Genomic DNA, 14755 nt, shown 5'->3' with positions numbered 1-14755 from the left:
CTTTCAGATGAGTAACCAGACGCCCGACGAGTTCGCCCAGATCGGGTCCGACGAGGAGGTCGACGCGGCACTGAAGCCGAAGAAGACCCTCAACCTGCCGCTGGCGACGGCGATCCTGACCGGCATCGTCGTCCTCGCGATCGGGCTCGGCGGCGGCGCCGGGCTGCACGCGGCCTTCGCCTCCGACAGCTCGTCGAACCAGCCGCAGGCCGGTGGGCGCGGCGCCGGCGGGTACGGCGGGTTCCGCGGCCAGAACGCGCCGGGCCAGTACCCGGGCGGTGGGCAGGGTGGCGGCCAGGGCGGCGGCACCATCGGTACGGTCGTGTCGGCGAGCGGCTCCGAGCTGGTCGTGAAGACGCAGTCCGGCAATGTCACGGTCAAGCTCACCGGCGACACGACGTACGAGATCACCGCGAAAGGCACCGCGGCGGATCTGAAGGCCGGCGAGCAGGTCGTCGTCAGCGGCCAGACCTCCAACGGCACCATCACCGCGAACACCGTCCGCCAAGGCTCCTTCGGCGGCGGCTTCCGCAACATCCCGAGCGCGTCTCCGTCGTCGCGCTGACCCGATCACGTGCCCCCGGCCAACACCCCGGCCGGGCGCACGTGGCCAGACCCCCGCGGCCGGCAGAGATCGGATGAGTCATTGACGCCGTGCTTTGGAAAGCGCTATCTTGCGACGAAATGAGGCTCAAAAAGTACAAACTGAGCCTCTCGAGTCGGAAGTTGGGCAGGACTGTGTCGGTGATCAGGTCGTTCAGATTCATGGCTGCGGGGGTGGGGCTTGCCCTGACGGTTACCGCCTGCGGTGGGGGTGGGGCCGGGAAGGCCGAGCAGGATCCGTCGGCGCCGCTGGAGCTGTGGGCGCGCACCACGCCGGGCGGCGACGGCGAGAAGGGGATGAAGAAGCTGGCGGCGGCCTTCGAGGCGGCGACGGGGCAGAAGGTCGAGGTCACGGCGATCTTCGACGACTTCGAGACCAAGCTGTCCCAGCGGGCGGCGCAGAAGGACCTGCCGGACATCGTGATGAACGATTCGTCCCAGCTGGGCACGATGGTCAGCCAGGGGATCGTCCGCGAGGTCGATCTGTCCGCGATCAAGGGCAGTGACCAGCTGCTCGAGCCGGCGCTGGCCGCGGCACGCGCCACCGACGGCAAGACGTACGGCGTTCCGTACTCCGCGCAGGCCTCCGCGCTGCTGGTCCGCAAGGACTGGCTGAAGAAGGTCAACCTGTCCGCACCGGCGAACTGGGACCAGATGGTCGCCCTGGCGAAGGCCTTCACCACCCAGGACCCGGACGGCAACGGCAAGGCCGACACGTACGGCCTGGCGGTGCCGGGCTCGACCAAGCGCGGCTACGCGTCGTGGTACTTCTCGAACTTCCTCTGGGCCGCAGGCGGTGACTTCATCGCCAAGCAGAGCGACGGCAAGTACAAGCCCGCCATGTCGACCCCGGAGTCGGTGGCCGCGACCAAGTGGTTCCGCGACCTCGCTTGCACGTCGAAGGTCGTCCAGCCGGGTGCGGCGACGATGGACACGCCGCCGACCAACGAGACCTTCGAGGCCGGCAAGACCGGGATGTACGTCGTCGGCCCGTACTTGATGCCGCGCTTCGATTCCTCGCTCGGCAAGGACAAGTACGAGGTCGTGCCGATGCCCAAGGGCCCGAAGGACTCGACGGTGCTCGCCGAGGGCGGCAGCGTCTACCTGATGGCCGGCTCGAAGAACGAGGCCGCGCAGAACGCCTTCGCGGGCTACGCGATCTCCGCCGAGGGCCAGAAGATCGGCATGGAAGGCGAGAAGGCCTTCATCGTGCAGTTGCCGGTCAACAAGAGCGTCGACATCACCACGGTCCGCCCCGACCCGCGGTGGAAGCTGTACGCCGACGTGTACCGCGAGCACGGCCGCTACGCCCCGTCCATCCCGAACTGGACGCCGGTTCGCCAAAGCTCCGCCGACACGGTGAACGCCCTGATCGCGGACTGCGGCCTGGACGTCGACGCCGAGCTGAAGAAGCTCGACCAGAAGCTGACCGACACGCTCAGCCAGCAGGGCGTCAACGCGTCATGAGTGTGCGTGAGGCAACCCGGTTGACGGCCCCGGCGCAGGTCGCGCCGGCGGCCGTCAACCGGCCCCGCCGGAGGCTCCGGGACGGGCAGTGGTGGGTGCCGTGGCTGTTCCTCGCCCCGGCGCTGGTGCTGTTCGTGTACTTCAAGTTCATCCCGATGGCGCAGGCGATCGGGATGTCGGTGCAGGAAGTCCGGCCGTACCTGGGCAACACCTGGGTCGGCGGCGCCAACTACGCCGAGGTCCTGGGCTCGGACGGCTTCCGGTCCGCCGCGTGGAACACGATCGTGCTCGCGGTCGGGCAGACGTTCGGATCGATGCTGCTCGGCTTCTGCCTGGCGCTGCTCGTGGAAGGGCAGACCCGCAAGCTGACCTTCATCCGGTCGGCGGCGTTCCTGCCGGTCGTCGTACCGCTCGCTGTGGTCGCCGAGCTGTGGCGGATCATGTACCACCCGACGGGCGACGGCCTGATCAACCAGGTGATCGGTCTGGTCGGGCTCGGCCCGTCCGGGTTCATCAACGATCCGCACACGTCGCTCGCCTCGATCGCGGTGACCGGCGTCTGGCGCGGGGCGCCGTACGACATGATGATCTTCCTCGCCGGACTGGCGGGGATCGACCGCGGGCTGTACGAGGCGGCGACGGTCGACGGCGCGTCGACGCGGCAGCGGATCCTGCACGTGACGCTGCCCGGGCTGCGGCCGGTGTTCGCGATTCTGTTCGTGCTGGCCGCCGTCCGCGGGTTCCGGACGTTCACCGAGGTGTTCCTGCTGACCAACGGCGGGCCGAACGGCTCGACCGAGGTCGTGATGACGCTGATCTACAAGCTGGGCCTGGAGCAGAGCCGGCTCGGTGTCGGGTCGGCCGGCGCGGTGCTGCTGTTCGCGGCCACGCTCGTGCTGACCGTGTGCGTTCAGCTGCTGCGACGAAGGAGGGCCGCATGAGCGCCGCCACCGAGACCGCGCTGGGGCTCACCGAAAGCAAGGGGATCGGCGCCCGGCTCGCGAAGTTCGTGATCTACGCCGCGCTGTTCACGGTCTTCGCGGGCCCGTTGCTCGCGTTGCTGGTGGGCTCGTTCAACCACGTCTCGGATCCGACCCAGCTGAGCGTCGTACCGAGGACGCCGACGCTCGACAACTTCCGGATCGCCTTCGACCACGGCGTCCTGCGGTACCTGCTGAACTCGTTCTTCGTGGTCGGGTTCGGGCTGCTGCTCCAGGTGGCCGTGTCGGTGCTGGCCGGCTACGCGCTGGCGCGGAAGAAGTTCCCGCTGATGACGCTGGTGATGGTCGCGATCCTGGCCACGATGATGCTGCCCGAGGAGATCCTCGCGCTGCCACTGACCCTGGTGCTCGCCGACCTGCCGCTGGTGCATCTGAACCTGATGGGCACGCTGGCCGGCATGATCGTCCCGCTCGGCGCCTGGGCGTTCTCGATCCTGGTGATGACCGAGTTCATGAAGGACGTGCCGCGCGAGCTCGAGGAGGCGGCCCGGATCGACGGTGCGGGGGAGCTGCGGATCTTCGGGCAGATCATCCTGCCGCTGTGCAAGCCGGCGCTCGGCGTGATCGGGGTGTTCGGCTTCACGATGATCTGGGACCAGTACCTGCTGCCGCTCCTGGTCGCGCAGAACTCGTCGGCGTACACACTGCCGCTGGCGCTGCGGACCCTGCGGATCGATCCGGCCGTGACACCCGGCGTCGTCCTCGCCGCGTCCTTGCTGGCCCTGCTCCCGTCCGTGCTGGTGTTCCTCTTCTTCCAACGTTCGTTCGCCCGAGGACTGACCTCCGGCGCACTCAAGGGGTGAGACATGGATCGTCGTACCTTCCTGGCAACCACCGGGGTCGCGGGGGTGTCCGGCCTGGTGGCAGCCGCCGGGACGCTTCCGGCGGCAGCCGATGCGCGGAGCCGGCTCGTTCGCTCGCCGGACGAATTGCAGACGGCGATCGGGCACGCCGTGCCGGGCAGCGTCATCACGGTTGCCGACGGCACCTATGATCTGACCGCGCCGATCGCGATCACCGGAAAGCGCGGTACCTGCGACGAGCCGATCGTCGTCCGGGCGGAGTCCGTCGGCGGGGTCGTCGTGACGGGTGCGCAGAGCTTCGTGCTGAGCGCGTCGTCGGACGTCACGATCAGCGGGTTCGCGTTCCGCGGGCAGACCTCGACCTTCGACGTACCGCCCGACTGCAAGCGGATCCGGCTGACCCGCAACGACTTCCAGCTCGCCGACGTCGAGGGTCTGCACTGGGTGATGATCCGGGGCGACCAGACCGAGTTCGACCACAACGAGATCCACGGCAAGTCCACGCTCGGCATCTACCTGGGCGTCGAGGGCGCCGGCACCGACCAGATGGCGGCCGGGGTTCGCATCCACCACAACTACTTCCGCGACCACTCGTTCCCGGGGGACAACGGCGGCGAGCCGATCCGGCTCGGGGTCAGTCCGCGGGCACTGTCCACGGCCGGCGCGGTGGTCGAGCGCAACCTGTTCGAGCGCGCGAACGGCGATCCCGAGGCGATCTCGGTGAAGTCGTCGGGCAACACGATCCGGCACAACACGATCCGCGACAGCCTGGGCGGGATCGTGCTGCGGCACGGCAACGGCACCCGGGTCGAGGGCAACTATCTGTTGTCGGGACAGAACGGGATCCGGATCTACGGCAACGACCACCTGGTCGTGAACAACTACCTCGAGCGGATCAGCGGCTCCGGCGTCGTCTTGGGCAGCGGCAACGTCCGGGACCACTACCCGGGCGAGCCGCCGAAGTCCCGCACCGGCAACGACGCACCGGACCGGGTGCGGATCGCGCTGAACACGGTGCTCGACTGCGGCTCCGCGGTGACCGGTGAGAGTCACCGGACCCTCCCGCCCCTGGAGTGCGCGGTGACGGACAATCTGTTGGTGGCAGACAACGGGCAGTTGGTGAACATGCCGTTCCAGGACGGCATCACCTGGTCAGGCAACATCCACTGGGGACAGGGCGCGGACGGCAACGCCCCCGCGGCCGGTTTCACCCGCGCCGACCCGCTACTCGCGGCCGGGCCCGACGGCGTACGGCGGCTCACGGCCGGCAGCCCCGCGATCGACGCGGCGTCCCGGTCGTACCCGGAGGTGGCCACCGATCTGGACGGGGACCACCGGACAGGACGGGCGGCGGACGTCGGCGCGGACGAGTACTCGCCGCGGTATGCGAAGTACCGCCCGCTGACCTCGACCGACGTGGGACCGCACGCCCGATGACCACCAAGACAGCGGTAGGAGAGCAGGAGATCATCCGGACGTATCTCGACCGGTTGCGGCTGGACCTGGTCGTCGCCGCCCGAATCACCAAGGTGCACCGCGAGTGGTCCCGGCCGCTGCAGCCCGATCCGTTCTCGCGGCTGTACCTGATCCTGGAAGGTGAAGGGCGCCTCGTCGTCGGTGACGAGGAGCTGTACCCGCGGCCGGGCGAGCTGGTGTACATGCCGGCCGAGGTGCCGGTGTCGTACGAGACGATCAGCGACAACGTTTTCCGCAAACACTGGCTGCACTTCAACGCGCTGATCGGCGACCGCGACATCGGCGAGATGCTGACGCTGCCGTACATCGTGCCGAGCAAGGCACCCGACGAGGCCGCGGCGCTGTTCGAACAGGTCGGCGCGGCCGACCGGGACCCGCCGGGACTCGCGACGCCGCTGCGGCTGCGCTCGGCGCTGACAGCGCTGTTCGCGCACTACCTCGACAGTGCGCCGCCCGGCTCGGTCAGGCTGTCGGAGCGGCAGACGAGCGAGTCCGGGATCGTGCAGTACATCCAGGAGAACCTCGCCACGCTGCCGAGCGTCGAGGAGCTCGCGGCCCACTTCGGTTACGACCTGCCGGCGTTCATGCGGCACTTCCGGACCGAGTTCGGCCTGTCGCCGAAGCAGTACATCAAGCGGGCCCGGATCGAGTGGGCCCAGCGCGAGCTGGTGGCGACCGCACGCCCGATGGAGGAGATCGCGGCCGCCGTCGGCATGGATCAGTCCTATTTCTCGAAGGTCTTCCGACAGGTGAGTTCGGTGACCCCGAGCGAGTACCGAAAGTTGTACCGCCCCAACAGCTAGGAGACTCGTCATGGACCGTCGTACCTTCTTGGCGGGCAGTGGCGTCGTCGCCCTCTCCCTGGTCAGCGCCCAACCGGCGCTGGCCCGGGAGCAGGCGACAGTGACGTCGCTCGCCGAGTTGCAGCAGGCAATCAACACCGCCACCGCCGGCACCACGATCACGCTGGCCAACGGCTCGTACGCCGTACCGTCGGGATCGCCGATCACGATCACCAACCGGCACGGCAGCAGCGGTTCGCCGATCACGATCGTGGCGCAGAGCCGCGGCGGCGTGACGCTGACCGGCGCGCAGAGCTTCGTGTTCTCGGGATCGTCGGACATCACGATCAGCGGGTTCGCGTTCCGGCAGAGCACCACGCTGGAGATCCCGGCGGACTGCCCGCGGATCCGGCTGACCCGCAACGACTTCGGCCTCGCCGCCGCCGCGGAGCACTGGGTCGTGGTCCGCGGCGACGACGCGAAGATCGACCGCAACGTCTTCCACGACAAATCCACGCTCGGCGTCTACCTGGTGATCGACGGACCGGGCTCCGAGGCGATGGCGCAGCGCACCTACATCCTGCGCAACTACTTCCGCGACCACACGTTCAGCGGGTCCAACGGCGGGGAGCCGATCCGGCTCGGGGTGAGCGGCCGCGCGCTCAGCACCGCCGACGCCACGGTCGAGTACAACCTGTTCGAGCGCTGCAACGGCGACCCCGAGGCGATCTCGGTGAAGTCGTCCGGCAACACGATCCGGTACAACACGATCCGCTCGTCGGCCGGCGGGCTGGTGCTGCGGCACGGCAACGACAACCGGGTCGAGAGCAACTACCTGCTGTCCGGGTCGAACGGCATCCGGATCTACGGCAACGACCACCTGATCGTGAACAACTACGTCAGCGGCATCTCGGGCGCCGGTGTGGTGCTCGGCAGCGGCACGGAGCGGGACCACTACGAGGGCGAGCCGTCCGACTCCCGGCGCGGCAACGATGCGCCGGACCGGGTCACGATCACGCTGAACACACTGCGGAACAACGGGCAGGCGCTCGTCGGCGAGAGCCAGCGCACCGTCCCGCCGCTGGGGTGCGCGGTCTCCGACAACCTGATGGTCGGCGACAGCGGCGACCTGGTCGACATGCCGTACCTCAGCGGCCTGACCTGGTTGGGGAACATCCTCTGGGGCCAGGCGGCCAACGGGAACATCCCGTCGTCCGGGTTCACCCGCGCCGATCCGAAGCTGACCGCGGGCTCCGACGGCGTGTACCGGCTCGGTGCGGGCAGTGCCGCCGTGAATGCCGCCAGCGTCGACCACTCGAGTCAGGTCACCGACGACGTCGACGGGCAGACCCGCACAGCGCCGTACGACGTGGGCGCCGACGAGTACTCGACTGCCACACCAGTGCGTCGTCCGCTGAACGCGGCCGACGTCGGGCCGAACGCGGCCTAACCCCAGGACGCGGAGGCGCCCGTTCACCAGGACGGGCGCCTCCGCCCAGACAGCTGCCTGGACGAGTGCCTAGACGACGGCGGGCTGGGTGTTGCCGGCCTCGTCGATGCCGCGGCGCATGTCGACGCGGGTCAGCAGCGCGAGGCCGACGACGAAGAACAGCCCGAGCGCGACGATCGCAGGACGGTACGAGCCGGTGAGCTGGTGGACCAGCCCGAACACCAGCGTGCCCAGCCACGACGTACCCCGCTCGCCGGCCTGGTAGAGCGAGAAGTACTCCGCCTCGCGGCCCTTCGGGATCAGCTGGCTGAACGCCGACCGGGACAGCGCCTGCGTGCCGCCGAGCACGATCCCGATCGCGACGCCCATGGTCAGGAACGGCGCGATCTGGTGGGCGGGCAGCAGGAACCCGGCGATCACGATCAGGATCCAGACCACCAGGCCGCCGGCGATCGTGCGGTGCGCGCCGTACCGCTGGGCGAACCGGCCGAAGGCGAGCGCGCCGAAGAACGCGACGAACTGGACGAGCAGAATGGTCGCGATCAGCACCTGGGTCTCGAACCCGAGCTGCTTCTCGCCGTACGTCGACGACACCGAGATGACCGTCTGGATCCCGTCGTTGAAGAACAGGTACGCGATCAGGAACAGCATCGTCATCTTGTAGGAGCGCAGGTGCTTCAGCGTCGCCGCGAGCTGCCCGAAGCTCTGGCGGACAAGGCCGGCACTGCGGACCGGGACGACGCTCACGGGCGGGCGGTCGCGGAGTCGGACGAACGGGAAGAAGGTGAACAGACCCCACCACAGCCCGGCACTGAGAAGGCTGAGCCGCACAGCCGTTCCCTGGGACAGCCCGAGTGCGTCGTGTGCCGTCACCACGGCGAGGTTGACCAGCAGCAGGAGGAAGCCACCGGCGTACCCGAAGGCCCAGGCCCGGGAGGAGACCGCGTCGCGCTGATCGGGCGGCGCGATGTCGATCAGGATCGAGTCGTAGACCACCAGCGACGAGCCGAGACACAGGTTGCCGATGAACAGCAGCAGCGCCCCGAGCGCCCACCGGCCGCCGCCGACGAACACCATGCTGGCCGCCGCCAGCGCGCCGGTCCAGGCGAAGCCGCACATCAGGAGCTTCTTACGGGTCATCCGGTCCGCGATCGCGCCGACCACCGGCAGGAACAGCGCCGACACCAGCGTGGCCACCGTCACGACGTAGAACGCGAGCGAGCCGGGGGAGATCCCGAGGCCGAGCACGTCGAGGTTGGTGTGGCACGGCTTGTCCGTGGTCCCGACGTACCCGCAGGCGGCGGTCTCGGCGACCGAGGTCAGGTACGGCGCGAACAGGACCGTGCCGACCGTGGTGACATAGCCGGAGTTCGCCCAGTCGTACAGGCTGAAGCCCCAGTACTCACGCTTGTCCACGCCGGCCGGAGCGGAGAGGATTCCCATGCGCGGAAGTGTGTCAGGTCCCGGGGACGATCCGGCGTACCCGCGGATAACACTTCAGCTCCACTGACCGCGCTCCCGCAGTACGTCGCGGAGCAGGTCGGTGCGGTCGGTGATGATGCCGTCGACCCCGGCGTCGAGCAGCCGGCGCATCGTATCCGGGTCGTCGATCGTCCACACGTGGACCTGCTTGCCGCGGGAGTGCGCGCGCCGGATCAGGCCGGGCGTCAGAACGTGGAAGGCGCGGTACCGCTCGGGGATCTGCAGGCAGGCGCCGCGCGACGGCAGCGCGAACGGCAGGAACCGGATCAGCGCCGCCTCCCACTCGCCGTACCCGGTGCACAGCCGGGGGCCGAGCAGTTTGCGGATCCGCCGGACCCGCGACTGGGAGAACGACGACACGCAGATCCGGTCGAGCGCGTGCGCGGCCTGCAGCACCTTCGCGGCCGGCTCCAGGCCGCCGTCGGCCTTGATGTCCAGGTTGAACCGGATGCCCGGGAAGTGCTCGAGCAGCTCGTCCAGGCGGGGGATCGGCTCGTGCCCGTTGATCCTCGCCTTGCTGACCTCCGACCAGGGCAGCTCGGCGATCACCCCGGTGCGGTCGGTGACCCGGTCCAGGACCTTGTCGTGGAACGCGACCACGACCCCGTCGCTGGTCGCGTGCAGGTCGGTCTCCAGGTACTTGTACCCGAGGTCGACGGCGTGCTGGAACGCGTGCAGCGAGTTCTCGTAGCCGATGTTGTCCGGGTGTTTCGCGCCGCCTCGATGAGCCATCGCGATCGGGCCGTCGTGGTCGAGGTAGGGGTACACGTCCAGAAGTATGTACCGTTTGGCTGGTGACGGTACTCAGCCCCCGCCCCGACCTGTGGACCCTCGATCCCGGCGTCCTGCACCTCAACCATGGTTCGTACGGCGCCGTGCCGCGCCGGACGCAGGAGGTGATGAGTGCCCTGCGGACCGAGATGGACGCCAACCCGATGGTCTGGTTCCGCACGGTTGCCGACCGGTTGACGGCCAGCCGGCTCGCGCTCGCCTCGTACCTGGAGACCGATCCGGCCGGGTTCGCCCTGGTGCCGAACGCGAGTGCCGGCGTCACCGTGGCGCTCCAGACGCTGCCGATCCCCGCGGGCAGCCGGATCGTGCTCACCGACCACGCGTACGGCGCGGTGCGCTATGCCGCCGAGCGGTTCGCGAAGGAGCGCGGCGCCGAGGTGATGACGGTCGGGATCCCGCTCGAGGCGGACGACGAGACCGTGGTCGCGCTGGTCGCGGCCCAGCTGGACAATGCCTCGGCGCTGATCGTGGACCAGATCACCTCCGGTACGGCGAAGGTGTTCCCGATCGACGCGCTGGTGAGGACCGCCCACGCGCACGGCGTACCGATCGTGGTCGACGGAGCGCACGCCCCGGCGCTGATCGATGCCCCGGCCGCCGCGGGCGCCGACTTCTGGACGGGCAACTTCCACAAGTGGCCGGCAGCTCCGCGCGCCACGGCCGGGCTGGTCGTCGCCGAGCGGTGGCGGACGGCCGCGATGCCGCTGATCGTGTCCTGGTCCGAGTACGACGAGCGCATGCCGGAGCGGTTCGACATGCAGGGGACGTACGACTACGTGCCGTGGATCGCGGCGCCGGAGTCGCTGCGGGTCCTGGCCGACCTGGACTGGCCGGCTCGTCGTCCGCAGTTGACCGCCCTGGTCGAGGAGGGCGCGAAGATCCTCGCGAAGGCGCTCGGGACCGGCGTCGCCGACGTGGTGCACCCGTCGGCGACGATGCGGCTGGTCGAGCTGCCGGCCGCGGTCGACCTGAGCGGCGGCGACGCGCTGAAGATGCGCGTGTCGCGCGAGCTGAAGGCCGAGATCACCTTCACCGGGTTCGAGGAGCGCAAGTTCGTCCGGCTGTCGGCGCATGCCTACAACTCGCTCGCGGACTACGAGAAACTGTCGGAGGGTCTGCCTAGAGTCCTCGCGTGAACGACATCCAAGGGTCCTACAACGCTGCCGCCGCCGACTACCACGCGATCCTGAAGGACTACCACCGCGACGATCCGTTCGAGATCGGCGCGCTGGAGTACTTCACCCGGCTGGTCGAGGACGGGCCGGTGGGGGACCTCGGATGCGGCACCGGGCGCATCACGACGTACCTGGCCGGTCAGGGGCTGGACGTGTTCGGTGTCGACCTGACGCCGGGGATGATCGACGTGGCCCGGAAGGAGTATCCGGAGCTGCGCTTCGAGGTCGGGTCGTTGTTCGGCCTGGACCTGAAGGACGGTGAGCTGGCCGGGGCCCTTGCCTGGTACTCGCTGGTTCACACGCCGCGCGAGGAGCTCCCGAAGGCTTTCGCGGAGCTGTTCCGGGTGCTGCGGCCGGGCGGCGTCCTGGTGCACGGGTTCAAGGTCGGCGACGGCCATCGGGAGCTCAAGCAGGGCTACGGGCACGACGTCGACCTCGACGTGTACATGTACGACGTCGCCGATGTCGCCGAGTTGCTCGCCGCCGCCGGGTTCGTCGAGGTCGCCCGCCTGACCCGCGCGGCCCTGCCGGCCGAGAAGGACGCCGCCCAGGCCGCCCTCCTCGTCCGCAAACCCGCTACCCCTTGATCGCTCCCGAGGTCATGCCGGCGACGATCTGCCGGTTGAAGAACAGGAACATGATCAGCGGCGGGATCGTGATCAGCAGGATGTCCATGAACAGCAGGTTGTACTGCGTGGAGAACTGACCGGAGAAGTTGTAGAGCGTGAGCTGGACGGTGGCGTTCTTGTCACCGGGCAGGAAGTACAGCGGATTCACGAAGTCGTTGAACACGTTGACCGACTGCACCACGACCACGGTGATGATGACCGATCTGAGCAGCGGGAAGATGACGCCGAAGAACAGCCGCAGCGGCCCCGCCCCGTCGATGATCGCCGCCTCGTCCAGCTCCCGCGGGATCGTCGAGACGAACGCCCGGAACAACAGGATGCAGAACGACAGCCCGAACGCGATCTCGATCATGATCAGGCCCGGCATCGTCCGGAACAGCCCGAGCTTCTGCAGCACCCAGATCGTCGGCACGACGGCGGGCGGGATGATGAGTCCGGACAGTACCAAGAAGTTGATGAATCCGTTCCACTTGCTGGCCCGGCGCTGCAGCACGAACCCGGCCATCGCGGCCAGCACCACCATCCCGGCCACGCTCACGACGGTCAGGATGGTGCTGTTGATGAACGCGATCACCAGCATGTAGTCGCGGGCCTTGACCACGTCGACGAAGTTCTGCACGAACTGGAACTGGTGCGGCCAGGAGAAGTCGAGATCCGCGGCCTGCTGGCGGTCCTTGACCGCGGTCAGCAGCATGAACACGAACGGGATGATGAACACCACGATCGAGGCCAGGATCGCGACCACGCTGAGCGCCCATTTGCGTCCGGGCCGGTGGTTGACGAGTTCGGCGGTGCTCACATGTCCACCTCCTTGCGGTTCAGGAACCAGTTGAGCGGCAGCACGATCGCGGTCACCACCACGAACAGGATCACGTTGCCGGCCGTCGACAGCCCGTAGAAGCCGGCCTGGTACTGCTTGTAGATCACCGACGAGATGACGTCGGAGGTGAAGCCGGGGCCGCCTCGCGTCATCGCCCAGATCAGCTCGAACGACCGCAGGCCGCCGATCAGGGACAGGATGATCACGGTGACCGTGGCCGGCTTGCACAGCGGGAGCACGATCCGGCGGAACGACTCCCACGCTCCGGCCCCGTCGACCCGGGCGGCCTCCATGTACTCGCGCGGGATCGACACGATCCCGGCGATGTAGATCAGGGTCGCCAGGCCGACGCCCTTCCAGACGTCGACCAGGGCGATGGACAGCAACGCCCACTTCGGGTCGGTGAGCCACCCGGGCCCGTCGATACCGATGACGCCGAGAGCCCCGTTGATGATCCCCCGTTCGGGATTCATCATCACCTGGAACAGCAGGCCGACGCCGACGGTACTGACGAGCACCGGGAAGAAGACCACCGAGCGCAGGTAGCCGCGGCCGATGATCTGCGACGTCAGCAGCACGGCCAGCAGCAGACCGAGCACGACCTTGGATCCCGACGTCACGACGGCGAAGACCAGCGTGTTGGTGAAACCCTTGACCAGCGCCGGCTCCTGGAAGAACAGCTTGAAGTTGTCCAGCCCGATGAACTTCGACTCGAACAGGCTCCAGCGCGTCAGGCTGTAGTAGAACGAGGCGAACGTCGGGATCAGGAACAGCACGGCGTAGATCACCGCGGTGGGCAGGTAGAACCAGAACGAGTAGGGGCGGTACACCTTGCTACCGGTCTTCGCGACCGTCGCGGTCTTGCTGTGCTCCTGGGAGATCGACACAGCCACCGACCTCACCAGCCCTCCAGGCCCAACTGCTGCGCCTGCTTCTTGACGTCCTCGTCGTACCGGGCCGCGCCGTCCTTGGCCTTGCGGATACCGGAGCCGACCTCGACCGTGATCTGCTCCAGCGACGGGCCCTTGACCGGCGAGAGGAACTCGAGCGCGAGGCTCGAACCGCCCGGCTTGTCGAGGTACGGCTGCATGTCCTTGATCGCCTGCGGCACGTTGTCGCCGAGCGTGCAGCCCTTCACGGCGTACGGGCCGGTCGGCGCGCCCGCCTCGGACTGCGACTTGCACCCGTCCGGGCTGGCGACGAAGGCGAGGAACTTCTTGGCCGCGTCGAGCTTGTCGCCGGTCGTGGTCTTCGGGATGTAGAGGCCGCCCGGCGTCCACAGCGTCAGGCCGTTCTTGCCCGCGTCGTCACCAGGCAACGCGAACAGGCCGACCGACTTCGCGGCGTCCGGGTAGGTGGCGATCATGTTCGCGACCACGCCGGACAGGATCGGGTAGTGCGCGCCCTTGCCGGTGGCAAGCATCTTCAGGCCGTCCGGCAGCTTCGCGGAGGCGAAGTCCTTGTTCTCGTAGCCGGCGTCGTGGACGGCCTGGGTGTGCTCGAAGCCCTTGATCGCGGCCGGCGACGTCGCGTACTTCGCCTGGTTCTTGGTGTACTTGTCGGCGAAGTCCGGCTCGGCCGCGGAGACGTTGTGGAAGTCGCCGAGCACGAACAGCTGCGACGTCCAGGTCTCGCCGTACGTCTGGATCACCGGTGCGACGCCGGGGTCGCCGGCCTTGATCTTGGCGTTGTTGGCCATGAACTCGGCCCAGGTCGTCGGCACCTTGAGGCCGAGCTTCTGGTAGACCGGGATGCTGTACAGCACCGCGCCGCCCATGAACCCGCCGACAGGCGCGCCGTACACCTGGCCGTCGGCGGTCACGGTCTTCTTGAAGTTCTCGTCCAGGTCTCCGACGTAGGGCTCGTCGTTGATGGAGAGCAGGTTCTTCTGCGGCGCGATCGCCTGGAACAGCGACCCGGTGTTGTAGTTGAACACCTCGGGCATGTCGCCGGTCGACAGCCGGGTCTTGACGATGTTGTCGCCTTCGGTGCCGCCGGGCCGGCTGTCGACCTTGACGGTGATGTTCGGAAACTTCCCGTGGAAGTCCTTGGCGAGCTGCTCGGCCTCCTTGATGTCCTGATCCTGGTTCGTGGTCAGGTAAGTGATCTCGACCGAGCCGCTGCCACCGGCGTCGTCGCTGGATCCGAGACTGCCCGCGCTGCACGCGGAGAGGGTTAGGGAACAGACAGCCAGCAGTGCGAGTCCGCTGGCTCCTGGGCGGAACCTCATCATGACCTCCAAGGGATGTACTTCGCGGCAGCGGGGCGGTCGGTG

The 14755-nt window shown here is 68.3% G+C and carries 14 protein-coding genes; 9 read left to right on the top strand and 5 right to left on the bottom strand.

Features of this window, described 5'->3' with window-relative positions:
- Positions 1–7: 7 nt before the first annotated feature.
- The 7 genes from ACWEOO_RS05410 (at position 8) to ACWEOO_RS05380 (ending at position 7582) form a co-directional block, all read left to right on the top strand.
- Positions 8–565: a hypothetical protein gene (locus tag ACWEOO_RS05410; protein WP_452141922.1), complete on the top strand. Its 558-nt coding sequence runs from the start codon at positions 8–10 to the stop codon at positions 563–565.
- A 200-nt stretch (positions 566–765) separates the two neighbouring features.
- Entirely contained in the window at positions 766–2070 is a 1305-nt protein-coding gene (locus tag ACWEOO_RS05405; protein WP_452141921.1) for an ABC transporter substrate-binding protein, read from the top strand.
- The gene (locus ACWEOO_RS05400) at positions 2067–3011 is read left to right on the top strand and encodes a carbohydrate ABC transporter permease (RefSeq protein ID WP_452141920.1); all 945 of its coding nucleotides are present in this window, start codon (positions 2067–2069) and stop codon (positions 3009–3011) included. The genes ACWEOO_RS05405 and ACWEOO_RS05400 overlap by 4 nt, the downstream gene beginning before the upstream one ends.
- Positions 3008–3874, top strand: coding sequence for a carbohydrate ABC transporter permease (locus ACWEOO_RS05395; protein WP_452141919.1), 867 nt, complete (start codon positions 3008–3010; stop codon positions 3872–3874). Before ACWEOO_RS05400 ends, ACWEOO_RS05395 begins: the two co-directional genes overlap by 4 nt.
- Positions 3875–3877: 3 nt before the next feature.
- Entirely contained in the window at positions 3878–5311 is a 1434-nt protein-coding gene (locus tag ACWEOO_RS05390; protein ID WP_452141918.1) for a chondroitinase-B domain-containing protein, read from the top strand.
- Entirely contained in the window at positions 5308–6153 is an 846-nt protein-coding gene (locus tag ACWEOO_RS05385; protein WP_452141917.1) for a helix-turn-helix domain-containing protein, read from the top strand. Before ACWEOO_RS05390 ends, ACWEOO_RS05385 begins: the two co-directional genes overlap by 4 nt.
- Positions 6154–6163: 10 nt before the next feature.
- Positions 6164–7582, top strand: a complete 1419-nt coding sequence (locus ACWEOO_RS05380; protein ID WP_452141916.1) for a polysaccharide lyase 6 family protein — start codon at positions 6164–6166, stop codon at positions 7580–7582.
- A gap of 69 nt (positions 7583–7651) precedes the next feature.
- On the opposite strand, the gene ACWEOO_RS05375 is transcribed toward ACWEOO_RS05380, so the two are convergent.
- Together ACWEOO_RS05375 and ACWEOO_RS05370 are read right to left on the bottom strand one after the other, a co-directional pair.
- On the bottom strand, positions 7652–9025 hold the full coding sequence (locus tag ACWEOO_RS05375; RefSeq protein WP_452141915.1) for an MFS transporter: 1374 nt from the start codon (positions 9023–9025) through the stop codon (positions 7652–7654).
- A 54-nt stretch (positions 9026–9079) separates the two neighbouring features.
- Entirely contained in the window at positions 9080–9832 is a 753-nt protein-coding gene (locus ACWEOO_RS05370; RefSeq protein ID WP_452141914.1) for a glycerophosphodiester phosphodiesterase, read from the bottom strand.
- Positions 9833–9858: 26 nt separating this feature from the next.
- Here ACWEOO_RS05370 and ACWEOO_RS05365 point away from each other — a divergent pair, with 26 nt between their 5' ends.
- Together ACWEOO_RS05365 and ACWEOO_RS05360 are read left to right on the top strand one after the other, a co-directional pair.
- Positions 9859–10992: an aminotransferase class V-fold PLP-dependent enzyme gene (locus ACWEOO_RS05365; RefSeq protein WP_452141913.1), complete on the top strand. Its 1134-nt coding sequence runs from the start codon at positions 9859–9861 to the stop codon at positions 10990–10992.
- The gene (locus tag ACWEOO_RS05360) at positions 10989–11618 is read left to right on the top strand and encodes a methyltransferase domain-containing protein (protein ID WP_452141912.1); all 630 of its coding nucleotides are present in this window, start codon (positions 10989–10991) and stop codon (positions 11616–11618) included. Before ACWEOO_RS05365 ends, ACWEOO_RS05360 begins: the two co-directional genes overlap by 4 nt.
- Here ACWEOO_RS05360 and ACWEOO_RS05355 read toward each other — a convergent pair.
- The 3 genes from ACWEOO_RS05355 to ACWEOO_RS05345 are packed head-to-tail and all read right to left on the bottom strand — an operon-like array spanning position 11608 to position 14713.
- The gene (locus ACWEOO_RS05355) at positions 11608–12459 is read right to left on the bottom strand and encodes a carbohydrate ABC transporter permease (protein WP_359927995.1); all 852 of its coding nucleotides are present in this window, start codon (positions 12457–12459) and stop codon (positions 11608–11610) included. The genes ACWEOO_RS05360 and ACWEOO_RS05355 overlap by 11 nt on opposite strands.
- The gene (locus ACWEOO_RS05350; RefSeq protein ID WP_359927998.1) at positions 12456–13382 is read right to left on the bottom strand and encodes a carbohydrate ABC transporter permease; all 927 of its coding nucleotides are present in this window, start codon (positions 13380–13382) and stop codon (positions 12456–12458) included. Before ACWEOO_RS05350 ends, ACWEOO_RS05355 begins: the two co-directional genes overlap by 4 nt.
- Positions 13379–14713 (bottom strand): ABC transporter substrate-binding protein, encoded by a 1335-nt coding sequence (locus tag ACWEOO_RS05345; RefSeq protein WP_452141911.1) that lies wholly within the window; start codon positions 14711–14713, stop codon positions 13379–13381. The genes ACWEOO_RS05350 and ACWEOO_RS05345 overlap by 4 nt, the downstream gene beginning before the upstream one ends.
- Positions 14714–14755: the final 42 nt, after the last annotated feature.

The sequence above is a fragment of the Kribbella sp. NPDC004138 genome (genome assembly GCF_053603655.1).
This window is presented reverse-complemented; position numbering and strand designations above follow the sequence as displayed.